Origin of the sequence: Pseudoxanthobacter soli DSM 19599 (assembly GCF_900148505.1) — a bacterium.
GTDB lineage: Bacteria > Pseudomonadota > Alphaproteobacteria > Rhizobiales > Segnochrobactraceae > Pseudoxanthobacter > Pseudoxanthobacter soli.
Genome location: NZ_FRXO01000004.1, coordinates 506,334 through 527,837, shown reverse-complemented (window position 1 = coordinate 527,837; position 21,504 = coordinate 506,334). Strand labels below are relative to the sequence as shown.

22 protein-coding genes are annotated in these 21,504 nt (G+C 66.3%); 16 read left to right on the top strand and 6 right to left on the bottom strand.

Features of this window, described 5'->3' with window-relative positions; genetic code table 11:
- Positions 1-1,072: 1,072 nt before the first annotated feature.
- Complete coding sequence (gene dusA / locus BUF17_RS12645) at positions 1,073-2,101, top strand: tRNA dihydrouridine(20/20a) synthase DusA (RefSeq protein WP_073629138.1); 1,029 nt, start codon at positions 1,073-1,075, stop codon at positions 2,099-2,101.
- 46 nt (positions 2,102-2,147) lie between these two features.
- Here the strand turns inward: dusA and BUF17_RS12640 are convergent, their stop codons facing one another.
- The 3 genes from BUF17_RS12640 to cobS form a co-directional block, all read right to left on the bottom strand.
- Positions 2,148-2,882 carry a retropepsin-like aspartic protease family protein gene (locus BUF17_RS12640; protein ID WP_073629136.1) on the bottom strand — a complete coding sequence of 245 codons (735 nt, stop codon included), beginning with the start codon at positions 2,880-2,882 and terminating at the stop codon, positions 2,148-2,150.
- Positions 2,883-3,000: 118 nt separating this feature from the next.
- The gene (locus tag BUF17_RS12635) at positions 3,001-3,258 is read right to left on the bottom strand and encodes a DUF1289 domain-containing protein (protein ID WP_073629134.1); all 258 of its coding nucleotides are present in this window, start codon (positions 3,256-3,258) and stop codon (positions 3,001-3,003) included.
- A 3-nt stretch (positions 3,259-3,261) separates the two neighbouring features.
- Complete coding sequence (gene cobS, locus BUF17_RS12630; protein WP_073629132.1) at positions 3,262-4,083, bottom strand: adenosylcobinamide-GDP ribazoletransferase; 822 nt, start codon at positions 4,081-4,083, stop codon at positions 3,262-3,264.
- Positions 4,084-4,321: 238 nt separating this feature from the next.
- On the opposite strand from cobS, the gene cobT reads away from it, so the two are divergent.
- From cobT to der, 6 genes are all read left to right on the top strand, one after another.
- A complete protein-coding gene (cobT, locus tag BUF17_RS12625) occupies positions 4,322-5,350 on the top strand; it encodes a nicotinate-nucleotide--dimethylbenzimidazole phosphoribosyltransferase (RefSeq protein WP_073629130.1) in 1,029 nt (342 codons plus the stop codon).
- 187 nt (positions 5,351-5,537) lie between these two features.
- Entirely contained in the window at positions 5,538-6,023 is a 486-nt protein-coding gene (locus BUF17_RS12620; protein ID WP_210215442.1) for an Lrp/AsnC family transcriptional regulator, read from the top strand.
- Positions 6,024-6,205: 182 nt separating this feature from the next.
- Positions 6,206-6,775 carry an NnrU family protein gene (locus BUF17_RS12615; RefSeq protein ID WP_073629126.1) on the top strand — a complete coding sequence of 190 codons (570 nt, stop codon included), beginning with the start codon at positions 6,206-6,208 and terminating at the stop codon, positions 6,773-6,775.
- 164 nt (positions 6,776-6,939) lie between these two features.
- Positions 6,940-7,623 (top strand): tetratricopeptide repeat protein, encoded by a 684-nt coding sequence (locus BUF17_RS12610; protein WP_073629124.1) that lies wholly within the window; start codon positions 6,940-6,942, stop codon positions 7,621-7,623.
- Between the two features lie 73 nt (positions 7,624-7,696).
- Positions 7,697-9,064 carry a PQQ-like beta-propeller repeat protein gene (locus tag BUF17_RS12605; RefSeq protein WP_073629122.1) on the top strand — a complete coding sequence of 456 codons (1,368 nt, stop codon included), beginning with the start codon at positions 7,697-7,699 and terminating at the stop codon, positions 9,062-9,064.
- Between the two features lie 128 nt (positions 9,065-9,192).
- Positions 9,193-10,578: a ribosome biogenesis GTPase Der gene (der, locus tag BUF17_RS12600; protein WP_073629120.1), complete on the top strand. Its 1,386-nt coding sequence runs from the start codon at positions 9,193-9,195 to the stop codon at positions 10,576-10,578.
- Positions 10,579-10,637: 59 nt separating this feature from the next.
- Here der and BUF17_RS12595 read toward each other — a convergent pair whose 3' ends face one another.
- Positions 10,638-11,249, bottom strand: a complete 612-nt coding sequence (locus BUF17_RS12595; RefSeq protein WP_073629320.1) for a LysE family translocator — start codon at positions 11,247-11,249, stop codon at positions 10,638-10,640.
- Between the two features lie 326 nt (positions 11,250-11,575).
- Between BUF17_RS12595 and BUF17_RS12590 the strand changes: the two genes are divergently transcribed.
- The gene (locus BUF17_RS12590) at positions 11,576-12,634 is read left to right on the top strand and encodes a HoxN/HupN/NixA family nickel/cobalt transporter (protein ID WP_073629118.1); all 1,059 of its coding nucleotides are present in this window, start codon (positions 11,576-11,578) and stop codon (positions 12,632-12,634) included.
- Between the two features lie 56 nt (positions 12,635-12,690).
- Here the strand turns inward: BUF17_RS12590 and BUF17_RS12585 are convergent, their stop codons facing one another.
- Positions 12,691-13,089, bottom strand: coding sequence for a winged helix-turn-helix transcriptional regulator (locus tag BUF17_RS12585; RefSeq protein WP_073629115.1), 399 nt, complete (start codon positions 13,087-13,089; stop codon positions 12,691-12,693).
- Positions 13,090-13,192: 103 nt separating this feature from the next.
- On the opposite strand from BUF17_RS12585, the gene BUF17_RS12580 reads away from it, so the two are divergent.
- Positions 13,193-14,311 (top strand): NADH:flavin oxidoreductase, encoded by a 1,119-nt coding sequence (locus BUF17_RS12580; RefSeq protein WP_073629113.1) that lies wholly within the window; start codon positions 13,193-13,195, stop codon positions 14,309-14,311.
- Between the two features lie 33 nt (positions 14,312-14,344).
- Here BUF17_RS12580 and trmFO read toward each other — a convergent pair whose 3' ends face one another.
- Positions 14,345-15,814, bottom strand: a complete 1,470-nt coding sequence (gene trmFO / locus BUF17_RS12575; RefSeq protein WP_073629111.1) for a methylenetetrahydrofolate--tRNA-(uracil(54)-C(5))-methyltransferase (FADH(2)-oxidizing) TrmFO — start codon at positions 15,812-15,814, stop codon at positions 14,345-14,347.
- 348 nt (positions 15,815-16,162) lie between these two features.
- Between trmFO and thiE the strand changes: the two genes are divergently transcribed.
- The 7 genes from thiE to BUF17_RS12540 all read left to right on the top strand — a co-directional run bounded on the left by thiE (position 16,163) and on the right by BUF17_RS12540 (position 21,426).
- Entirely contained in the window at positions 16,163-16,876 is a 714-nt protein-coding gene (gene thiE / locus BUF17_RS12570) for a thiamine phosphate synthase (RefSeq protein ID WP_073629109.1), read from the top strand.
- Positions 16,873-17,733: a bifunctional hydroxymethylpyrimidine kinase/phosphomethylpyrimidine kinase gene (gene thiD, locus BUF17_RS12565; RefSeq protein ID WP_073629107.1), complete on the top strand. Its 861-nt coding sequence runs from the start codon at positions 16,873-16,875 to the stop codon at positions 17,731-17,733. Before thiE ends, thiD begins: the two co-directional genes overlap by 4 nt.
- Positions 17,734-17,847: 114 nt before the next feature.
- Positions 17,848-18,702, top strand: coding sequence for a UDP-2,3-diacylglucosamine diphosphatase (locus BUF17_RS12560; protein WP_073629105.1), 855 nt, complete (start codon positions 17,848-17,850; stop codon positions 18,700-18,702).
- The gene (locus BUF17_RS12555) at positions 18,699-19,745 is read left to right on the top strand and encodes a glycosyltransferase family 4 protein (protein WP_073629103.1); all 1,047 of its coding nucleotides are present in this window, start codon (positions 18,699-18,701) and stop codon (positions 19,743-19,745) included. The genes BUF17_RS12560 and BUF17_RS12555 overlap by 4 nt, the downstream gene beginning before the upstream one ends.
- A gap of 111 nt (positions 19,746-19,856) precedes the next feature.
- Positions 19,857-20,405 (top strand): CreA family protein, encoded by a 549-nt coding sequence (locus tag BUF17_RS12550; RefSeq protein ID WP_073629101.1) that lies wholly within the window; start codon positions 19,857-19,859, stop codon positions 20,403-20,405.
- Between the two features lie 4 nt (positions 20,406-20,409).
- Complete coding sequence (locus BUF17_RS12545) at positions 20,410-20,919, top strand: hypothetical protein (protein WP_084564571.1); 510 nt, start codon at positions 20,410-20,412, stop codon at positions 20,917-20,919.
- A 69-nt stretch (positions 20,920-20,988) separates the two neighbouring features.
- Entirely contained in the window at positions 20,989-21,426 is a 438-nt protein-coding gene (locus BUF17_RS12540) for a DUF1489 family protein (protein WP_073629099.1), read from the top strand.
- Positions 21,427-21,504 lie beyond the last annotated feature (78 nt).

Genomic DNA, 21,504 nt, shown 5'->3' with positions numbered 1-21,504 from the left:
TTTTAGCGGTTTGTTAAGAAATGTAAAATTCTACATATTTTAGTATTTATAACTTCAAAGCGAACGATATACGCCGAAAAATCCACCCTCATTCAAAGAAAGACTGAATCTGTCGACTTTTATGCGCGAAACAGATTCTCTTATTTATCGTACAACAATCTGCCGTTCCGGCCCGTCGTTGAACTTTAATTTATATCGTTGACCGCTGCCGCTTTAGTGTCCGCGAGGTATGGCGTTCAGCGATGAAAACATAATGTCAGTGCCTCGGACTGTTCTTTCGAGGCTGTTGCGTGAATGCCACTAAGACCGGCGTCGACCGGCGCGTTGACTGCGAGAGATCGGCGCATTCATGTAGGCGTCTAGTTTGCCGATCAGCTTCGCGAGCCAATACGGAACGAATTGCGGCGATAGCCGATACGGGTGGCCGTAAGGCACCTGCCTGTTCAGACGCTTGGCGTTTCTTGCCTCCCGCCGTGCCTTTTCGGCGCTCATCGGGGCGGGATAATCGCTTATATTCGGGTCTATCGAGCGTCTCACCACGCCAGCCTCACACTTTCTACGATGCGCGGAGATTTCGGGCGCCGTGGCGTCAATGCCGTCGGCTCGGCGACCGCGATGGTAAGTGCGCGGCACCGTGGACGAGTACCAGGGTTTCCCGGTCGTCCCGTCCGGGAGTAACCGCGATTCGACACCGTCTTTCTCGGCGCGCAGCCGAGCGCGGCAGCACACTTAAGCCTCATACCCCATCCGAGTCGCCTCGGCCCCCGCGCACCTGCCCTCAGGGTTCGCAACGACTTTGTAACGAGCGTCCATAAATCCGCCAATTTGTATTTTATCGCCACTATAGAGCCAAACTGTCGTGCAGCTTTCGTCCTGAGACGATCCACAGGCGGGTGCCCGCTCGGCACCTCGCTTTCTCTTCTCGTCCGGGCGCTGTACACCTCGCCGAAAGGGGCGGCTGTCGGCCGCGCGGCCGCTCTCGGACGTGACCGTTTCAACCAGGCCGGACTTGTGAGACCAACCGGTGAAATGAGAATGCGCCGCGTTTGGCCATCGCAGGGAAGGTGTCCGGATGACGACAGCATATGAAAGCTACCGCGCCGTCGGCAGGTTCGCCACGGCCCCCATGATGGACTGGACCGACCGGCGCTGTCGGGCTTTCCATCGCATGCTGTCGCGCCGGGCTCTGCTCTATACGGAGATGGTGACCGCTGCGGCCGTGATCCACGGCGACCGGGACCGGTTGATCGGCTTTGCCGAGGAGGAGCATCCGGTAGCCCTGCAGCTCGGCGGCAGCGATCCCGCGATGCTCGCCGAGGCCGCGCGCATCGCCGCGGACCGCGGCTATGACGAGATCAATCTCAATGTCGGTTGCCCTTCCGACCGCGTGCAGGACGGCCGGTTCGGCGCCTGCCTGATGGCGGAGCCCGCGCTCGTGGCGCGTTCCGTCGCCGCGATGAAGGCCGCTGTCGCGGTGCCCGTGACCGTCAAATGCCGGATCGGAATCGACGACCAGGACCCGGAGGTGGCGCTCGACGCTCTCGCTGACGCCGTCGTGGCTGAAGGCGTGGACGCGCTCTGGGTCCATGCCCGGAAGGCGTGGCTCAAGGGTCTGTCGCCGAAGGAGAACCGCACCATTCCGCCGCTCGATTACGATCGCGTGTTTCGCCTGAAGCAGCGGCTCGATGCCGGCTCCCGACCCGTCTTCGTCGGCATCAACGGGGGAATCGGCTCGATCGAGGAGGCGCTCGCCCTGGCGCCTAAGGTCGACGGCGTGATGCTTGGCCGTGCCGCCTACCAGACGCCAGCGCTTCTGCTCTCGGTCGACCGCCAGTTCTATGGCGAAGACACGCCGGACGGCGATCCCGTCGCCGTGGTGCGCAGGATGATGGACTATGCCGCGGCGGAATGCGCGCGCGGTGCGCCGCTGTCCTCCATCACGCGCCATATGCTCGGCCTGTTCGCCGGCCGCCCGGGCGCGCGTGCCTGGCGGCGCATCCTCACCGTCGCCTCCCACCGGCCCGGTGCCGGTGTGGAGGTGATCGCGGAAGCCCTCTCGGCCGTCACGCAAGGCGCATCGTTGTCCGACGAGGCGGCCTGAGCGCCGGCGACGCTTCCCGTCCGCTGCCCGCTATCGGGTCAGGGTCTTACCGGGTCAGGGTCATGGTGTTTCCGCTGACGGAAAAGCCCGATAGCTGGTTGAGCGCGTTCATCCCGATCAGGCTGGTATCGAGTGCGCCCGGGCGGGCGACGAGGGCAGGCAGGTTCTGCAGCGTGAGATCTCCGATCGACAGTCGGTCGATCGTAACCGGAGCCGCCCATCCGACTCCGTTGGCCGTCTGTACGGGGCGGGAATAATCGAGCGTGTCGGTCGCGATGCCGGCGTTCGCCGCATCCGCGCTGGTGAGAACGACGCTCGACGCGCCTGTATCGATCATGAACCGGGTCGGCGCGCCGTCGACCGAGCCGGTCACGGCGAAGTGGCCAGCCGAGTCCCGGGCGATGGTGACGGCGCCGCTTCCATCGGAAACGGCATAGCCGGGCGCAAGGGCTGCAAGCGTCCGGCGTCCGACCGCACCGAGATCGCTCCAGGACGCATAGCCCGCGACGAGTAGCCCGGCGAGCCCACCCCACAGCAGCACGGCCGCGCCGACCGAGCGCCAGCGGGGGCGTGAAAGCGCGAGGCTCGCGATCAGAGCGACCGCGATCGCGCCTAGCGCGACTGCCTGCGGCAGCGACGAATCGAGCGAGACGAGCGTCGACCGGCTGCCTGTTCCAGGTGGATTTGCCAGATACGCGACCACTGCCCAGGCGCACACGGCCAGCAACGCGATGCCGGCGATGGTTCGTGCCAGACGGGAGAGATTGGGGCCGGCGTTCATTCGGTTCCTTCCTCCGCGGCATCTTCCCCGAAGAAGGGCAAGCCTGCGGCGTCGCATCTCGCAGGTACGAACCGAGTCTGCGTCCGGCAAGATGACGGGCCGGCACATTGCGCCGATTTCATTCAGATCCGCGCGATCCCGAGCCCTGAACCCCTCCGTCGCGAGGCGTGTGCCCGGCCCTTGCTCGCCGTTCCGGAAGATGGGCGATGATGGCCAGACGTGCCGTCTCGCTGAGCCCACCCCATGCCGCGATTTCGTCCAGCGTGCGGCCGCATCCCCGGCAGAGGCCGGTGGCGCCGTCGATCGCGCAGAGCCGAATGCAGGGCGAGGAGACAGTGATGGACGATTGCCTTGCAACGGGCGTGGAATGAACCATCGCTCAACCGGCCACGGTTGCCAGCACCAGCAGGAAGGCGATCTCCGAAAGCTGCTGGTCGGCGCCTAGCACATCGCCGGTCTGCCCGCCGATCTGGTGGTCGCACCAGAAGGCCATGGCGACGGTCACGAGGGCGATCAGTGCGGCGGCTGCGAGCGCAGCGAGCACGCCGAATCGCGGCGCCACGAGCACGAGGGTGATCAAGACCGCCGCAAAGAACGCGGCCGCGAGGTCTTGCGTGCGCGGTCGCCCGACCGCCGCGGCCGCGCCATCCCGGCGGGCTGGAGGCACCATCGCCAGAAGGGCGACGCCGCCGACCCGCGACGCCGACTGCCCGGCAATGAAGGCCGCGAATGCGGCGCCCGGGCCGAGCCCGCCGGCGATGGCGGCGAACATCGTCACGCGCAGCAGGAGGGCCATCACGATGGCGGCGGCGCCGAAGGCACCGATGCGGCTGTCGCGCATGATTTCAAGCTTGCGCTCGCGGCCCCAGCCGCCGCCGAAGCCGTCGAAGGTGTCGGCGAGGCCGTCTTCGTGGAGCGCACCTGTGACCGCGAGTTGAACCGCCACTGCGAGCGCGGACGCGGGGAGGGCGGCAAGTCCCGCCGCAAGGGCGGTCGCCAGCACCAGCGCTCCCGGCAGTGCGATCAGCGCACCGGCGATCGGCACGGCCCACGCGAGCTGCGGCAGCGACGGTGGAGCCGCCGGATCGTCGGCCGGTCCGAACCTTGGCACCGGCAGGCGCGAATAGAAGCGGACGGCAGCCGCGATTTCGGCGAGCCGCTTCAGGAGCGCGTCTGCAAAGGGGGAAGAGGAATGCTGCAAGGGTCCGCCGTCGAGATGGGGCTGCCGTCGAGAGTCCGTCACACGTAGAGGGCGCGATATGCCGCCAACAGGCCGGCAAAGCGCGATACGCTCCAGCGATATTCAACGGCCTTCATTATCGTCGATGTCCGCGCCGGCGGCCAGCGCTGAGCGGCCGGCGGCTTTCTGCGCCCGCATATTGGCCCGCCCGTCCGATCTGGGCTATGGATCGCGGCCCTCATCAGCCTCTCATCACAGGATGTCCAGGATGGCCCACCCGCTGGAAGACATGCGTGCCCTGATTCGCGGAGCACCCGGCGCGGATCGTGCGGCGGTGGAAGCGGTGCGGCGCCGGGACTGCGAACTGACGAAGCCGCCCGGTTCGCTCGGGCGTCTCGAGCATCTCGTCGAATGGCTGGCGGCCTGGCAGGGGCGTTCGCCCCCGGACGTGCGCAGTCCGCTGGTCGCCGTCTTCGCGGCCAACCACGGCGTTGCCGCCAAGGGCGTTTCCGCCTATCCGGCCGATGTCACCTTGCAGATGGTGGCGAACTTCGCCGCGGGCGGCGCGGCCATCAACCAGATCTGTCTTGCCGAGGATATCGGCCTCAAGGTGCTCGAACTCGCCATCGAGGTGCCGACTCCTGACATCACCGAAGAGGACGCCTTCGACGAGGTCGGTCTCGTTGCGACGATGGCTTTCGGCATGGAGGCGATTGCCGGTGGCACGGACCTGCTCTGCATCGGCGAAATGGGCATCGGCAACACCACCGTCGCAGCGGCGATCTATCATGCGCTCTACGGCGGCGAGGCTTCTGACTGGATCGGCCGCGGGACCGGGGTCGACGATGCCGGCCTCGCGCGCAAGCGGGCGGCAGTCGCCGCGGCCGTTGCGCGGATCGGCGGCGAGCGCGACGGGCTTGAGATCTTGCGCCGGGTCGGTGGCCGCGAGATCGCGGCGATGGCGGGCGTGATCCTGGCCGCCCGGCACCAGCGCATCCCGGTCATCGTCGACGGGTTCGTCGCCACATCGGCGGCGGCAGTGCTGCATGCGGTGGACGATCACGCCATCGACCATTGCCTGATCGGGCATCTCTCGGCCGAGCCGGCGCATGCCGCCGTTCTGGCACGGCTCGGCAAGAAACCTCTGCTCGATCTCGGCATGCGGCTCGGCGAGGGCACCGGCGCCGCACTCGCCGCAAGCATCGTGCGCGCTGCCGCTCGCACCCATGCCGGCATGGCGACATTCGCGGGCGCCGGCGTCTCCGGACCGAGCGGCGGCACGCACTGACGTCACCCGGAGGCCGTGCGGCACGGGCCTTGTGCCGCCGGCCTCGTGGGCCGCCTTCATTTCGCGGCGGCCGTGACCTTATTTCTTTTGTGGAAATTCATTCCTGTTGCGGGTCAAATCCGGAACGTGTATCTCATGAGGCGATTAGTCGATTCAGTCTATAGATAATAGGATGATTGGTGCCATGATCGACCGCACCGACCGCAAGATTCTGTCGATCCTCCAGGAGGATTGCACCGTTCCCGTGGCGGAGATCGCACGGCGGGTCGGGCTGTCGACCACACCGTGCTGGCGCCGAATCCAGAAGCTGGAGGAGGATCGCGTGATAACCGGGCGGGTCGCCTTGCTTGATCCCGCCAAGGTAAATGCGCCTGTCACAGCGTTCGTCTCGATCGTCACCAGCCAGCATTCCCAGGATTGGCTGATGCGCTTCGCGACGGTCATCCAGGAATTCCCGGAGGTCGTCGAGTTCTACCGCATGGCGGGCTCCGTCGATTATCTCCTGCGTGTGGTTGTTCCCGACATCGCCGCCTACGATGCCTTCTACAAGAAGCTTATCTCGAAGATTGACATCTCCGACGTGAGCACGACGTTCGCGATGGAGCAGATCAAATATACGACGTCGCTGCCGCTCGGCTATATTCCGCTGGAGAAGGCGCGGTCGCAGGAATAGTCCGTGGGCGGCCTTGGCTCAGGCGGCCTTGGCTCAGGCGGCCTTGGCTCAGGCGGCCTTGGCTCGGGCGACCTTGGCCCGGGCGGTCTTGGCTGCGGCGTCGCGCCACGCGCGACGCCGCGACACCGTTCGTTGGTGCGCGAACTGCTCTAAGGTGCCCCGTTCTCATGCGGAGGGCGGCGATGCTGTGCCTCATTGTCGGGCTGGTGATTTTTCTCGGGGCGCACTTGCTTCCCACGTCGCGGTTTCGCGCGCCGTTGGTGGCGCGCATGGGAGCGACGCCCTATCGAATCGTCTATTCCGTCGTCTCCCTGGTCGGGCTCGTGCTCATCGTGCTGGGGTACGGACAGGCGCGCGCCGAGGGCGCGACCGAGTTCTACGTGCCGCCGTTCTGGCTGCGCCATGTCACGATGCTCCTCATGGCGGTGGCGTCGGTGTTGATTGTTGCGACCTATCTGCCCGGACGCATTCGCCTTTTCGTCCGCCATCCGATGGTAACGGCGGTGATGATCTGGGCGTTCGCACATCTTCTCGCCAACGGCGACATGGCATCCGTCACCCTGTTTGCGGCCTTCCTCCTCTGGTCCGTCGCCGACCGGATTTCGCTGAAGCGGCGCGAGGCGGCGGGGCAGGTGGTGGTTTCAGGTGGCCCCTGGCGCAACGATGTGCTCGCGATTGTAATCGGCCTCCTTGTTTACGCCGTGATCGTCTTCAAACTGCATCTGCTGCTGATCGGCGTCCCGGTCGTCTGACCGGGCCTTGGCGCCCAGCCGGCGCCCGCACGGCGAGGCCGATACACCAACTCTTGCTTGGCGAATTCCCGCGAACGCGGTAAGCGTCCGGCGAACGAAGGCTGGCTGCGCCTGTGCGCGGCAACGCGCCGCACGGCGAGCGCCGCGCGGCGGGAACGAGGACGATGGCGGATATCTTCAACGAGATCGAACAGGATCTGCGGCACGAGCGCTTCAAGCGGCTGTGGAACCGGTTCGGTATCTATGTGATCGGCTTGGCCGTCGTGGTCGTTGCCGGGGTCGGCGGCTGGCGTGCGTGGGAGGCCTGGAAGGAGTCTCACGCCAAGTCCGGCGGCGACCAGTTCTATGCCGCACTCCAGACGGCTGCCGCCGGCGATCACAAGGCCGCCGCCGCCGCGATGCAGAAACTCGCCGACGAAAAGGGCGGCGGCTACAAGATCCTCGGACAGTTCCGTGCTGCGAGCGAGCTTGCCGCCGGTGGCGACAGCGCGGCTGCCATCGCCGCGTTCGATGCGATCGCTTCCGACGGTTCGGTACCGATTCTCTATCGCAATCTCGCCCACGTTCGTGCCGGCTATCTCGCCCTCGCAGGGGCTGACCCGAAGGGTGCGGAAACGCGGGTTTCCTCACTTGCGGTGGAGGGTGGGCCCTGGCGCCAGCCGGCGCGTGAGATCATGGGCCTTGCGGCCTATGCCGGCGGCGATCTAGAGGCTGCGCAGCGTTATTTCCAGGCGATTGTCAGCGATCCCGATGGCCCGAGCGACGCCATCGATCGGGCCCGGATCATGCTGGCGGTCATCCAGAGCGCCATGCCGGCTCCGGCAGAACACGCCAACGACGCCTCCTGAGGCCGAAGCCGCGACGCGCCCGAGCAGGGCGCGTCGCCGTTCCGATGATAGTCCGCCAATGCCGAGGGACCTCATGCCGCCGTCCGCCTCCGTCTCTCCCCTTGCCCGTCTTGCCCTTGCGGCAGTGCTCGCGTTCGGCCTCGCCGGTTGCGACACGCTGTCGAGCCTGAACCCTTTCAATCCGAAGCAGACGCCGCTGCCCGGGACGCGCGTCGACGTGTTCACCAGCGACGATGCGCTTGCGAGTGCGTCCCAGACCCGCTCTTCGGCGACGATCAGCGCCGCCCAGTCCAATGCCGAATGGCCGAATGCCGGCGGTCCCGCGAACAACAACCCGGGCAACGTCGCATTCTCCGGCTCGGGCGGCCGGGCCTGGAGCTCGACCGTGATGGGCGGCAGCGTCGGCACCAACTGGCTTGCGGGCGGCTCCATCGCCGATCGCGTATCGGCTCGTCCGGTGATCGGCGGCGGTCAGGTGTTCGTCTACCAGCCGAACGGTTCGGTCTCCGCACTGTCGCTGTCCGGCGGCGGACGCTCCTGGCAGGTTTCGCTGAAGCCCGAAGGCGAGAAGAGCGTCGCGCTGGGCGGCGGTGTCGCCTACGATCAGGGCAAGGTGTTCGTCGCAACGGGCTACGGGGCTTTGACCGCACTCGACGCCTCGAGCGGCAAGACGCTCTGGACCAAGGATCTGACAACGCCGGCGCGCGGCGCGCCCACTGTCTCCGGCGGCAAGGTGTTCGTCGTCAGCGATCAGAACGTGGTGTTTGCCGTCAATGAGGCCGACGGCACCGAGGCCTGGTCGTACCGCGGCATTCCTGAATCCGGTGGGCTGCTCGCCGCGGCGAACCCGGCCGTCTCCGGCAACAATCTCGTCGTGCCCTATTCATCCGGTGAGGTGATGGGCTTCGACATCGCCAAGGGCGAGCCGCTTTGGTCGGACGCCGTGACCCAGGCGACACGCACCATGGCGCTGTCGTCGCTGTCCGATGTCGCGGCGAGCCCTGTCATCGCCGACGGTATGGTTTATGCCTCGGGCGTTTCAGGCCGCACGATCGCCGTCGACCTGAAGAGCGGCGAGCGCAAGTGGGACCAGAACGTCGGTAGCGCCCATACGCCGGTGGTTTCGGGCAATGCGCTGTTCCTGGTTGATCTCGACGACCGCGCCGCGGCGCTGGACCGGCTCACCGGCAAGCCGCTGTGGTCGACCCAGCTGCCGGTCGTGAGCACCAAGTCGAAGCGCTCTCATTGGGCCGGCCCGGTGCTTGCCGGTGGCCAGCTGTGGTTCGTGTCGAGCGTCGGTGAAATGGTAACGGTCGATCCGCAGTCCGGCCAGGTCGCCACGCCGCGCAAGATCGGCGATCCGGCCTTCATGTCGCCGGTTGTGGCGTCCGGCACGATGGTCGTGGTTTCAGGCATCGGGACGCTGTCCGGCTACCGTTGAGCCGCCGGACACGGTGCACCGATCGAATATGTGGCGCGGCGCTTGCCGGTCCAATGGACCGCAGGCGCCGCAGCCATGTTCAATACGCTTTATGGCGGCACCGAAGGTGCCGCACTTTGGGGAACCAGATGGATCTCGTCGTCGCCATCGTCGGACGGCCGAATGTCGGCAAGTCGACCCTGTTCAACCGGCTCGTCGGCCGTCGTATCGCGCTCGTCGACGACACGCCGGGCGTGACACGCGACCGCCGTGAAGGCACCGGCCGCCTGGGCGATCTCACCTTCACCATCGTCGACACCGCCGGCCTTGAGGAAGCGGATTCCGAAAGCCTCGAAGGCCGGATGCGCGCGCAGACCGACGCCGCGATCGAGCAGGCCGACATCGTCTTGTTCGTGATCGACGGGCGCGCCGGCGTGACGCCGATCGACGAGCATTTCGCCGATATCCTGCGGCGCACCTCGCGCCCGGTGATCCTTCTCGTCAACAAGTCGGAAGGCAAGGCCGGCGCGGCGGGCGCGATGGAGGCCTATGGTCTTGGCCTTGGCGAACCCGTGGCGATTTCGGCCGAGCACGGCGAGGGCCTCGCCGACCTCTACGAAGCCCTCATGCCACATTTCCCGGACCCGACATCCGAGGAAGATGTCGTGGCTGAAGCCGTCGTCGTCGATACCGACGAGGAAGACGAGGAAGGGCTCCTCGGTCGGCCGCTGAAGATGGCTGTCGTCGGCCGGCCGAATGCGGGCAAGTCGACGCTCATCAATCAGATTCTGGGTGAGGACCGGCTGCTTACCGGTCCGGAGGCCGGCATCACCCGTGATTCGATCACTGTGCCGTGGGAATGGCGCGGCCGGCGCGTGGACCTGGTGGACACGGCGGGACTGCGGCGCAAGGCCCGCGTCGAAGGCAAGCTGGAACGGCTGTCGGTGGGCGAGACGCTCCGCTCAATCCGCTTTGCGGAAGTGGTGCTGGTCACGCTCGACGCCACGGCGCCGTTCGAGAAGCAGGATCTCCAGATCGCCGATCTCGTCGTGCGTGAAGGCCGCGCGGTCGTGATCGCGCTCAACAAGTGGGACCTCGTCGAGGACCGCAATGCGGCGCTGCGCGACGCCCGCGAGCGGGTCGAACGGCTGCTACCGCAGATCCGCGGCGTCGAGATGATCCCGGTCTCCGGCCTCACGGGCGACGGCATCGATCGCCTCATGCAGGCGGCGTTCAAGGCGCGCGAGGTGTGGACCCAGCGCATCTCCACCGGCCGCCTGAACCGCTGGCTCAGTGCGGTTCTGGAGCATCATCCGCCGCCGGCGGTGTCCGGTCGCCGCATCAAGCTGCGCTACATGACACAGGCGAAGTCGCGCCCGCCGCATTTCGTCGTATTCTGTTCCCGCCCCGAGGCGCTTCCCGACTCCTATACGCGTTATCTCGTCAACGGCATTCGCGAGACGTTCGAACTGCGCGGCTGCCCGGTGCGTCTGTCACTGCGCAAGGGCGAGAACCCCTTCGCCGACAAGGAATGACGGTCTGACTTGATTGGTGCTGTCGCCGGCATTCGCCTCCTCACGAATGGAAGCCGGCGTCACCGTTCCGTCAGCGCGAGTTTGACACCGAGGCCAATGAAGGCGGCGGCGAACGTCCGGCGCATCCAGGTCACGATCGCCGGACGCGACAGGATGCGGCTGCGCACGGAGGCAGCGAACACGCCGTAGACGACGAACACGACGAACGTCATCGCCATGAACGTGAGCGACAGTTCGAGCATCTGCGGCAGCGCAGACGCCGCGCCAGCGCCGACGAACTGGGGCAGGAAGGCGAAGAAGAAGATCGACAGCTTCGGATTGAGGAGATTGACGAGGATCGCGGAGACGATCACTTCCCGAACCGAGCGCGGCGTCTCGTCGGCCTCGATCTTCAGGGCGCCGTTCTCGCGCAGCGTCCTCCACGCCATGTAGAGAAGATAGGCGACGCCAGCATAGCGCACGGTCTCGAACGCCACCGCACTCGCATGCAGCAAGGCGGCGAGGCCGGTAATGGCGGCGACCATGTGCGGCACGATGCCGAGCGTGCAGCCGAATGCCGCGACGATCGACGCCCGTGTGCCGCGGGAAAGGCCGGCCGCCAGCGTGACGAGAACGCCCGTCCCGGGCGAGGCGACGATGATCAGCGACGTCAGGAGAAATTCGGGAGTCATCTGCGTCTCCGATCCGGCGAACGGCGGGGCGGGTTTGTAGGCGCCGGGCATCTTCGTCCCCGGAAAGCCGCCTGCGCAAGCCCGGAGCCGCGCGGCGGCGCCAGAGGGACGTGGACAATGCCACCTCCGCACAGCCTCCGGCCGTCCAGAGCATGTCCCGTCAGATTGAACTGATCTGAGCGGATATGCTCAAGTCTTTAAATTCAAAATGATTTCGCTCCGATCTGATGATCTTGATCAGATCGGACAACGCTCCACGTCATCCGCCTCGCGTTCCGTCGTTGTTCGTGCCAATCTGGCGGCATAAGCGGATTGGGGAAGAACGTATGATCCTGGGCGTGTTCGACGACGGCAGGTCGTCCGTCCGCACAAAGGCTGCCATCGTTCTGGCGTTCCTCGTCGCTGCGAACGCCGCAGCCTGGATTTGGGCGTGGGCAGCGTTTTCCGGCCATCCCTCACTGCTCGGCATGGCCTTCCTCGCCTATATGTTTGGCCTGCGCCATGCCTTCGACGCGGATCATATCGCAGCGATCGATAACGTCGTCCGCAAGCTGATGCAGGAGGGCAAGGCGCCGTTCTCTGTCGGCTTCTTCTTCTCCCTCGGCCACTCGTCCATCGTCGTGATCGCGACCGTCCTCATCGCGGCCACGGCCATGGCGATGCGGGCACACCTAGAGGATTTCCATGTCATCGGCGGCATGATCGGCACGGCAGTTTCCGCGTCTTTCCTGCTGGCGATCGGCCTTGCGAACCTTGTCATCCTGATAGGCATCTGGTCCGCCTTCCAACGCCTCCGCCGTGGGGAGCAGGTGATGGACGAGGAACTTGATGCCCTGCTGGCGGGCCGCGGATTCTTTGCGCGGCTGTTTCGCCGTCTGTTCGGCGTCGTCCGCCGCTCCTGGCACATGTATCCGATCGGTTTCCTGTTCGGGCTCGGCTTCGATACCGCGACGGAGATCGGCGTTCTCGGCATCTCCGCCGCACAGGCCGCCCAGGGCATGTCGGTGTGGACGATCCTGGTGTTTCCGGCGCTGTTCACCGCGGGCATGTCGCTGATGGACACCCTCGACAGCATGCTGATGACGCGGGCCTATGGCTGGGCGTTCATCAACCCGGTCCGGAAACTCTGGTACAACCTGACGATCACAGCCGCGTCGGTTGTCGTCGCGGTGTTCATCGGCGGTCTGGAGGCGCTCGGGCTGATCAGTGAGAAGCTCGGCCTTGCCGGCGGCGTCTGGGATTTTGTGGCGGCGCTCAACGACGATCTCGCCAATTTCGGTTTTGCCGTGGTTGGCCTCTTCATCGCAAGCTGGCTCGTCTCTGCGCTGATCTACCGTGTGAACGGCTACGACCGGCTGCGGCCGGAGGGGATCAAGACGGCCTGACACGGACCGGTTGCCGCCGTCTTCCGGATGCCGCAGCGGATCGATAGCCCGTCCCGCTATCCCGCCCTCTCGTCGAAGGTGCGGCGCGCCTGTTCCACCTCGGTGATGTTCTGCAGTGTCCACGCGTGGAGCGCCTTGAAGGGCTGCAGCAGGGTGCGGCCGAGTGGGGTGATCTCGTATTCCACCGCGACCGGCGAGACGGGGATGACGCGGCGCGAGATCAGGCCATTCCGCTCCAGCCTGCGCAGACATTGAGTGAGCGATTTCTGTGTCACGCCCTCGAGCTGGCGCTTCACGGCATTGAAGCGCAGCGGGCCCGGATCGAGGACGGTCAGCACCATCATCGACCATTTATCCGCGATCTGGTCGAACAGGATGCGGCTCGGGCAATGCGCCGCGAAATGGGCGGCGGCGCACTTCGTGGCCTCCGTGTGCGGAGGAGCGATTGTCTCCATGGAGCGGTTTCCTCGGCGATACCTAGTCGACTTGAAGTACCTGATTGACGCTAGGTCTCTCATGTATACTTAAGGGGCTCCCGCATCAACGGAGCCTCGTTTTATGAGTGCCGATACCGACGTCCTGTTCCGCCCGCTTACGCTCAAATCGCTGACGTTGAAGAACCGTATCGTCATGGCGCCCATGACGCGCATGTTCGCGCCCGAAGGTGTGCCGGGCGAGGCCAATGCCGCCTATTATCGGCGCCGCGCCGAAGGTGGTGTCGGCCTCATCCTCTCTGAAGGAACGGTGATCGACCGCCCGGCATCCCGCAATCATCCCGGCATTCCGTTCTTCCACGGCGATGCCGCGCTTGCGGGCTGGCAGCAGGTCATCGACGCGGTTCATGCAGCGGGTGGGCGGATGGGTCCGCAGATCTGGCATACCGGCGCGACCATCGGCCCGAATCCCGAGTGGGTGCCGGATGCGCCCATCGAAAGCCCTTCGGGTCTCGTCGCACCGGGCCAGCCGCGGGGCGAGGCGATGAGCGAGGCGGCGATCGCCGACACCGTCGCGGCCTTTGCCCGCGCCGCCGCCGACGCGAAGCGGCTGGGGTTCGACACCGTCGAAATCCACGGTGCCCACGGCTACCTGATCGACGAATTCTTCTGGGCGGGCACGAACCTCAGGACGGATCGTTACGGCGGCACCACGTTGCGCGAGCGCAGCCGGTTCGCGGCCGAGGTAGTTTCGGCGATCCGCGCTGCTGTCGGACCGGACTTCCCGATCATCCTGCGTGTCAGCCAGTGGAAGGGGCAGGACTTCACCGCCCGCATGGCATTCACGCCGGCGGAAATGAGCGACTGGCTCGCTCCGCTGGTCGAGGCCGGCGTCGATGTGCTGCATTGCTCCCAGCGGCGCTTCTGGGAACCGGAATTCCCGGAAGTCGATGGGGCCGACGGCCTGAACTTCGCCGGATGGGCCAAGAAGCTGACCGGCGCGACAACCATCAGCGTCGGGTCCGTCGGGCTTTCCGGCGACTTCCTCGCCGCCTTCAAGGGCGAGGGGGCGAGCGCTGCCGGCGTCGAGAAGCTTCTCGGCCGCATGGAGCGCGACGAGTTCGACCTGATCGCGGTCGGACGTGCGCTGATCACAGATCCGGCCTGGCCGAACAAGATCCAGGCCCGCGAACACGAGAAGCTGATGAACTTCAGTCCTGCGGCCCTCGCCGAACTCGTCTGATCCGCCGGAGCGGCGGGCGCGGCGACGCGCCCGTCATGCCCGCTCGAGCGCCGGCGCGGCGGGGACGCCGATCCCGGCGTCGGCGAGCCATGCGTCCGCATCCCGCAGGGCTCGGGCCGACAGCGCCTTCTTTCGGGCGAGTGTCTTGGCGGCACCTCGCAAGCGCGTGCCGTCCTCCGGCTTCGGCGTCTCCACCGGCGGGAACAGCCCGAAATTGACGTTCATCGGCTGGAACGAACGCGGCTTGCCTTCTTCCTCGACCGCGAGATGGCCCCCGGTGATGTGCCCGAGAAGGGCGCCCATGGCGGTTGTCGGCGGCGGCGGAACCGGCTCGAGCCCCAGCCGCTCCGCGGCCGCGAACCGTCCCGCCATCAGCCCCACGGCGGCCGATTCCACATAGCCCTCGCAGCCTGTGATCTGACCGGCAAAGCGCAGACGCGGGGCCGCCTTCAGCCGTAGAGCGCCATCGAGCAGCTTCGGGGAATTCAGGAAGGTGTTCCGGTGCAGGCCGCCGAGGCGGGCGAATTCTGCGTTTTCCAGGCCCGGGATCATTCTGAGAATGCGGGCCTGCTCGCCATATTTGAGCTTCGTCTGGAAGCCGACGATGTTGTAGAGCGTGCCGAGAGCGTTGTCCTGCCGCAGTTGCACGACTGCGTAGGATTTCACGTCCGGCGAGCGGGGATTGGTCAGTCCCATCGGCTTCATCGGCCCGTGCCGCAGGGTCTCCGGTCCGCGCGCCGCCATGATCTCGATCGGCAGGCAGCCGTCGAAATAGGGGGTCGAAGCTTCCCACTCGTGGAACGACACGGTGTCAGCGGCGACAAGCGCGGCGACGAAGGCCTCGTACTGCTCGCGGTTCATGGGGCAGTTGAGATAATCCTTGCCCGTTCCGAACGGCCCCGGCTTGTCGTAGCGCGACTGGTACCAGGCGACGTCCATGTTCACGCTGTCGCGATGCACGATCGGCGCGATGGCGTCGAAAAAGGCGAGGGAGTCCTCGCCCGTGAGGGCGCGGATCGCCTCGGCGAGTGCGGGCGAGGTAAGGGGACCGGTGGCGAGGATCACGCTGTCCCAATCTTCCGGCGGCAACCCGGCGATCTCGCCCCGGGCGATCTCGATCAGCGGATGGGAGGCAAGTGCCGCGGAGACGGCCTCCGAGAAACCCTCGCGGTCGACCGCCAGCGCGCCCCCGGCTGGAACCGGGTTCGCATCGGCGGCCGCCAGGATCAGCGATCCGGCGCGCCGCATCTCCGCATGAATCACGCCCACCGCGTTCGTCTCTGCATCATCGGATCGGAACGAGTTGGAGCAGACGAGTTCCGCCAGCTGGTCCGTCCGGTGCGCATCGGTGGTGCGGACCGGACGCATCTCGTGCAGCGTCACCGGAACGCCGCGCTGGGCGAGCTGCCAGGCGGCTTCGGACCCTGCAAGTCCGCCGCCGACGACATGGACACGCCGCGGCGCCGTTGTGTGTCCGCTTCCGGCGGTTGCGATGTCATCCATGGATAAGGGTCCCGCAGCAGCGGCGCGGCTTGGTGACGGCGCGCCGGAACGATTGTTGCCGGTGGTATGAGTGCGGCGCCCGCCAGCGTCAACTCCGCGTGGCTCGGCGGCGCGCCGTCAGCCCGTGCGGGCGCAGCCATCAGCCGGGAATTTCCATCCTGGAGACGACATGCCTTGCGGGAGCGCGTAGGGCCGCTTAAGTGAAGGCGGATCTCATGGGGGTGTCCGGCCCGGCCTCGAAATTGCTCGTTTCGCGCGATTTTCTGACGTCGGTGCAAAGAGGACTGAGAGGTTGCGGCCAACCCCGAAGCACCTGATCCGGGTCATGCCGGCGGAGGGAATTGAGAGATGAACGTGCTGGCCTACAACAACGAGGGCGGGCCTGAACCTCGCCTGCGACGGCCGGTCGATCTCCGGGTTTACTGCCTTGTCGATCCGCTGCAGACGCGCGGTCGGTCGCTCGTCGACGTTGCGAAGGCCGCCGTCGCCGGTGGCGCGACGCTGGTGCAGTACCGCGATAAGCACGGCTCCACCCGCGAAATGATCGCCAATGCTCGCGCGCTGAAGGCTGCGCTGGAAGGCACCGGCGTTCCGCTCGTCATCAACGATCGGGTGGACGTGGCGCTCGCAGCGGGCGCCGACGGGTCTCACGTCGGCCTCGACGATATGGCCGCCCGGGATGCGCGACGGCTGATGGGGCGGGACGCAATCATCGGCCTCAGCATCGGCAGCGTCGCTGAGGCGCGCGACGCCGCCTACGAGGCCGTCGACTATGTCTGCATCGGTTGCGTGTTTCGCACGGGCAGCAAACCGGATGCGGAGCCGCCGGTCGGTCTCGACGGACTGCGCCGCATCGCGGAGGACATTCGCCGGTTCGATCCCAAGGTGCCGGTCGGCGCGATCTCCGGCATTCACGCCGACAACGCGGCCGCCGTGGTCGCTGCCGGCGTCGACGGGGTTGCAGTCATCTCCGCCATCGGCGCCGCGCCCGATCCGTGGATGGCGGCGCGGACCCTTCGGCTCGTGGTGGACCGCGCACTCGCGGCGGAGGGGCAGTCGTGACGGCGTCTCCGGCGAAGGCGCCGCCCATCGCGCTGACGATCGCGGGGTCCGATTCCGGCGGTGGTGCCGGCATCCAGGCCGATCTGAAGACGTTCTCGGCGCTCGGCGTATACGGCGCCAGCGTGATCACCGCGCTCACCGCGCAGAACACCCTTGGGGTCTCCGCCGTTCATGACGTTCCGCCCGCCTTCGTGCGGGCGCAGATGGATGCTGTGTTCTCCGACCTCGACGTGCGGGCGGTGAAGATCGGCATGGTCTCGCGCGCAGACGTCATCCGCACCATCGCCGAGGGGCTCGATGCGCATGGCGCAGGGCCGGTGGTGGTCGATCCCGTCATGGTGGCGGCCTCGGGCGATTCGCTCCTTGTGCCGGAAGCGGTGGCCGTTCTGAGCGAGGCGCTGGTTCCCCGCGCTTTCCTGCTCACACCGAATTTGCCGGAGGCGGCGCGTCTTTCCGGCCAGCCCGTCGCCGAGACCGAAAGCGAGATGATCGGGCAGGGCGAGCGACTCTTGTCGCTCGGTGCCCGCGCCGTGCTGATGAAGGGTGGTCACGCTGGCGGTGCGGAAAGCGCCGACGTTCTCCTCACCCGCGAAGCGGCGCCCCGCTGGTATCGCGCGCCGCGCCACGCCACCACCAACACGCACGGGACCGGCTGCACCCTGTCCTCGGCGATTACGGCCGGTCTGGCCGATGGCCTGCCGCTCGGCGACGCGGTGGCCATGGCCAAGGATTACCTGACCGCAGCCATCCGTGCGGCGGACGTGTTGCAGATCGGTGCCGGTCACGGACCGGTGCACCATTTCCATGCGCTGTGGCCGTCGCTGCGGTTGTCAAGCCGGTCGTCGTCACACGTTTGAGATCGGAATCGCGTTCCTGATCCGCAGGCGCCCGGCGCTTCTCTCGGCCGCGACCGTGCGGCCGGTGAGGGCCGGCTGCCACTCCGGTTTGGTCCGGGCGGCGGAGACGGCATCATGGTGGAACGCTTCTTCAACGAAGCAGGCGCGTTGGGGCACGACGGCGAGGAGGCTGGTTCGCACCGGCATTACCGCGCACTGTTCCTCTCCGACATTCATCTCGGCACGCGCGGCTGTCAGGCCGAGATCCTGCTCGATTTCCTGCGCGTCCACGACGCCGAGACGATCTACCTCGTCGGCGACATCGTCGATGGCTGGCGCCTGCGCCGCGCATGGCACTGGCCGCAGGCGCACAACGACGTGATCCAGAAGCTGCTGCGCAAGGGGCGCAAGGGCGCCCGGATCGTCTACCTGCCGGGAAACCACGACGAGTTCCTGCGCGATTATCTCGGCAGCCATTTCGGCGGCGTCGAGGTTGCCGATACCGCGGTTCACGTCGCGGCCGACGGGCGGCGCTACCTCGTCATTCACGGCGATCAGTTTGACGTGGTCGTCCGCCACGCCAAATGGCTCGCGTTTCTGGGCGATTGGGCGTACACAACAGCATTGGTGGTCAATACTTGGGTCAATGTGATTCGCCGCCGCCTCGGTTTGACCTACTGGTCCCTGTCGGCCTGGGCGAAGCTGAAGGTCAAGAATGCCGTGAACTTCATCGGCAAGTTTGAAGACGCCCTGTCGAGCGAGGCACGCCGCAACGGCGTGGACGGTGTCATCTGCGGCCACATCCACCATGCCACGATCCACGATCGGTTCGGCATCCGCTACATCAACACCGGCGACTGGGTCGAAAGCTGTACCGCCATCGTGGAGACCCACGACGGCCGGTTCGAGTTGATCCGGTGGACGAGCCGTGATACCGGCCGCTCCGGGCAATCCCGCCTGCCAGCACCACGCGAGCGTGCCGACGCATGAAGCGACTGATGGTCGTATCGGATGCCTGGCATCCGCAGATCAACGGTGTGGTCCGCACCATGGAACGCACCATGGCCGACCTCGCCGCTTTCGGGGTCGAGTCCGTCACGCTGACGCCGGCCGACTACCGTACCCTGCCGTGCCCGACATACCCGGAAATCCGTCTTTCGGTCACTCGGCCCGCGAGCGTCCACCGCGCCATCGCCAAGGCGAAGGTTGATGCGGTCCATATCGCGACGGAGGGGCCGCTCGGCATTCTCGCGCGCCGTTTCTGCATCGCCACCGGGCAGCGTTTCACGACCAGCTATCACACCCGCTTCCCGGAATATCTGCGCGCGCGCGTTCCGGTGCCGCTGAAGTGGACCTATGCGTGGATGCGCCGGTTCCACAATGCCGCCGCCGGCTGCATGATCGCGACGCCGTCGCTGGAGGCAGATCTTTCAGCCCGTGGGTTCCTTCACCTGATGCGTTGGGACCGCGGGGTGGATCACGTCCAGTTCAACCCGGACCGCCCGCACGTTCTCGATCTGCCGAGGCCGATCTTCGGCTATGTCGGCCGCGTCTCGGTGGAAAAGAACATCGAGGCATTCCTCAACCTCGACCTTCCGGGCTCGAAGGTGGTGATCGGCGGCGGCCCCTCGCTCGATGAGATGCGTCGGCGCTTTCCGGATACCCATTTTCTCGGTTCGAAGGTTGGCGACGATCTCGCAAACCACTTCGCTTCGCTCGATGCCTTCGTGTTCCCGAGCCTGACCGACACCTTCGGCAACGTGCTGCTGGAGGCCCTGGCCTCCGGCGTGCCAGTGGCGGCCTATCCGGTCACCGGTCCGCTCGACGTGATCGGGCGCAACGGTCCGGGCGTGCTCGACAACGATTTGCGGGCAGCCTCCCTTGCGGCGCTCGATATCTCTCGGCAGCGCGCACGGGAGTTCGCGCTCAATTTCAGCTGGGAAGCCAGCAGCCGCCAGTTCTACGACAACGTGGTGGCGGCGCTGAACGGCGATGCCGAAAGTCGCGGCTTCCACAAGCTCGCCGCCGAGTAAGCCGCGGTCCGCCGAGGCGGCACTGGCGAAGGGCTTCGTCATCGCCGGGCTTCGCAATTCCGGTCCGGCTTCCCATATCAGGGCGCGTTTCCTGATCGGTCCGGAGCCAACATGAAGCCGTTTCCGTCTCTTTCCAACGTTATCGGCGGGTGCGCCGCGACTGCCGCGCTCGTGCTTTCGTTGATCGCCCTCGCGCCAGCGACGGCCACGGCCGACGAGCCGAACCTGATCTTCCGGAAATCGACTGTCTGGAAGTTCCTGACGCCGGACGACAAGCTCGCGGTCTACGGCATCGACGATCCCCTCGTCGGCGGCGTCGCTTGCCATTTCACGGTGCCGGAGAAAGGCGGGGTCGCGGGCATGTTCGGCGTCGCGGAGGAGGTATCCGACATTTCGCTGGCGTGTCGGCAGATCGGCCCGATCAGCTTCAAGGGCAAGTTCGAACAGGGCGACGAGATGTTCCGCCGCAGCCGTTCGCTGTTCTTCAAGAAGATGCGCATCGTCCGAGGTTGCGACAAGGAGCGCAACGTGCTCGTCTACATGGTCTATTCGGACAAGCTGATCGAGGGCAGCCCCAAGAATTCCACCTCGTCGGTGCCGATCATGCCGTGGGGCAGCTCGGGCGACGTTCCGCGCTGCGCCGATTTCCTGGAGGATTGAGATCATGGCCACAGGCGCCGCCCGGCCCATACCGGCGCCGCCTCTGAGGCGGACGCTCGCGTCGATTGCCGCGCTCGCGTTGGCCACGTTTGCCATGCCGAACGCCGCTGTTGCGGCATCGAAGGCTGCGACGGAGGCGCCCTCGAGCCGTCCGGGCGACAAAGTCTACATCCTCATCGGCCAACACGATCCGATCAAGTTCTCCAACGCCCTGAAAGCCGGTGGCGACTTTCTGGCAGCCGGGTCCGGCAAGGGGCGGGTGTTCGAGATCGCGCTGACGGGCCGGGGAATCCTGCTCGCCATCCCGGGCTCGACGACGGCCCAGCGCGACTACATCGCCGCCAAGCGCGCCCACCCCGAACTGCGTCTGCTGGTGTGCAAAGAGACTGCGGACGTCCTCCAGAAGGCGAACAAGCGCCGCATCCCCTATCTTCCGGGCGTGCGCATAGCGCCTTGCCGGGATTTGCTCGCAAACTACTCGAAGGACGGCTATCAGCGTGCCCTTGGCTTCTAAGCGGTTTATCCCCGTCTCGCCGCCCTCAGGTTCGTTGACGCGGTCCGCCGCCCGTTACACCGTTCCGGCATGACACTGCATCTCGTGAAACTGTGCGTCGGCGCTGAATCCGTGGCCGACCTGCGGGACTGGATCGCCGAGCGCGGCGACCAGCAGCTGGCCGACGGCCGCGTTCCGGAACATGCCCATACCACCCGCATGGTCCCGAAGCGCCGGGACGACATCCTTGATGGCGGCTCGCTCTACTGGGTGATCAAGGGGGCCGTGCAGGTGCGTCAGCGCATCCTCGACCTTCGCCCCTTCAAGGGTTCGGATGGCATCGGCCGCTGCGATATCGTGCTCGATCGTGACCTCGTGGAGACAGTCCGCCAGCCGCGCCGCCCGTTCCAGGGATGGCGCTATCTGGAGCCGAAGGATGCCCCCCGGGACGTCGCAGCCGTGGCGTCCGAGGGTGACGAACTCCCGCCGGCCCTCCGCGCCGAGCTTGCCGAGCTCGGATTGTTGTGAGGTCCTGGCGGAACGGCAGATACCGCGCCGGGTTTCACCGGGTGAGGCAATCGGGTGTTTCCCATGGCGCTGACATGC

Coding starts and splice junctions, on each gene's coding strand:
- thiE (WP_073629109.1), top strand. CDS start 16,163: ATGAACGTGCTGGCCTACAACAACGAGGGCGGGCCTGAACCTCGCCTG.
- BUF17_RS12640 (WP_073629136.1), bottom strand. CDS start 2,882: ATGAACGCCGGCCCCAATCTCTCCCGTCTGGCACGAACCATCGCCGGC.
- BUF17_RS12615 (WP_073629126.1), top strand. CDS start 6,206: ATGCTGTGCCTCATTGTCGGGCTGGTGATTTTTCTCGGGGCGCACTTG.
- BUF17_RS12595 (WP_073629320.1), bottom strand. CDS start 11,249: ATGACTCCCGAATTTCTCCTGACGTCGCTGATCATCGTCGCCTCGCCC.
- BUF17_RS12610 (WP_073629124.1), top strand. CDS start 6,940: ATGGCGGATATCTTCAACGAGATCGAACAGGATCTGCGGCACGAGCGC.
- BUF17_RS12590 (WP_073629118.1), top strand. CDS start 11,576: ATGATCCTGGGCGTGTTCGACGACGGCAGGTCGTCCGTCCGCACAAAG.
- BUF17_RS12545 (WP_084564571.1), top strand. CDS start 20,410: ATGGCCACAGGCGCCGCCCGGCCCATACCGGCGCCGCCTCTGAGGCGG.
- BUF17_RS12550 (WP_073629101.1), top strand. CDS start 19,857: ATGAAGCCGTTTCCGTCTCTTTCCAACGTTATCGGCGGGTGCGCCGCG.
- BUF17_RS12560 (WP_073629105.1), top strand. CDS start 17,848: ATGGTGGAACGCTTCTTCAACGAAGCAGGCGCGTTGGGGCACGACGGC.
- BUF17_RS12555 (WP_073629103.1), top strand. CDS start 18,699: ATGAAGCGACTGATGGTCGTATCGGATGCCTGGCATCCGCAGATCAAC.
- BUF17_RS12540 (WP_073629099.1), top strand. CDS start 20,989: ATGACACTGCATCTCGTGAAACTGTGCGTCGGCGCTGAATCCGTGGCC.
- der (WP_073629120.1), top strand. CDS start 9,193: ATGGATCTCGTCGTCGCCATCGTCGGACGGCCGAATGTCGGCAAGTCG.
- BUF17_RS12605 (WP_073629122.1), top strand. CDS start 7,697: ATGCCGCCGTCCGCCTCCGTCTCTCCCCTTGCCCGTCTTGCCCTTGCG.
- BUF17_RS12585 (WP_073629115.1), bottom strand. CDS start 13,089: ATGGAGACAATCGCTCCTCCGCACACGGAGGCCACGAAGTGCGCCGCC.
- trmFO (WP_073629111.1), bottom strand. CDS start 15,814: ATGGATGACATCGCAACCGCCGGAAGCGGACACACAACGGCGCCGCGG.
- cobT (WP_073629130.1), top strand. CDS start 4,322: ATGTCCAGGATGGCCCACCCGCTGGAAGACATGCGTGCCCTGATTCGC.
- BUF17_RS12635 (WP_073629134.1), bottom strand. CDS start 3,258: ATGGTTCATTCCACGCCCGTTGCAAGGCAATCGTCCATCACTGTCTCC.
- BUF17_RS12580 (WP_073629113.1), top strand. CDS start 13,193: ATGAGTGCCGATACCGACGTCCTGTTCCGCCCGCTTACGCTCAAATCG.
- dusA (WP_073629138.1), top strand. CDS start 1,073: ATGACGACAGCATATGAAAGCTACCGCGCCGTCGGCAGGTTCGCCACG.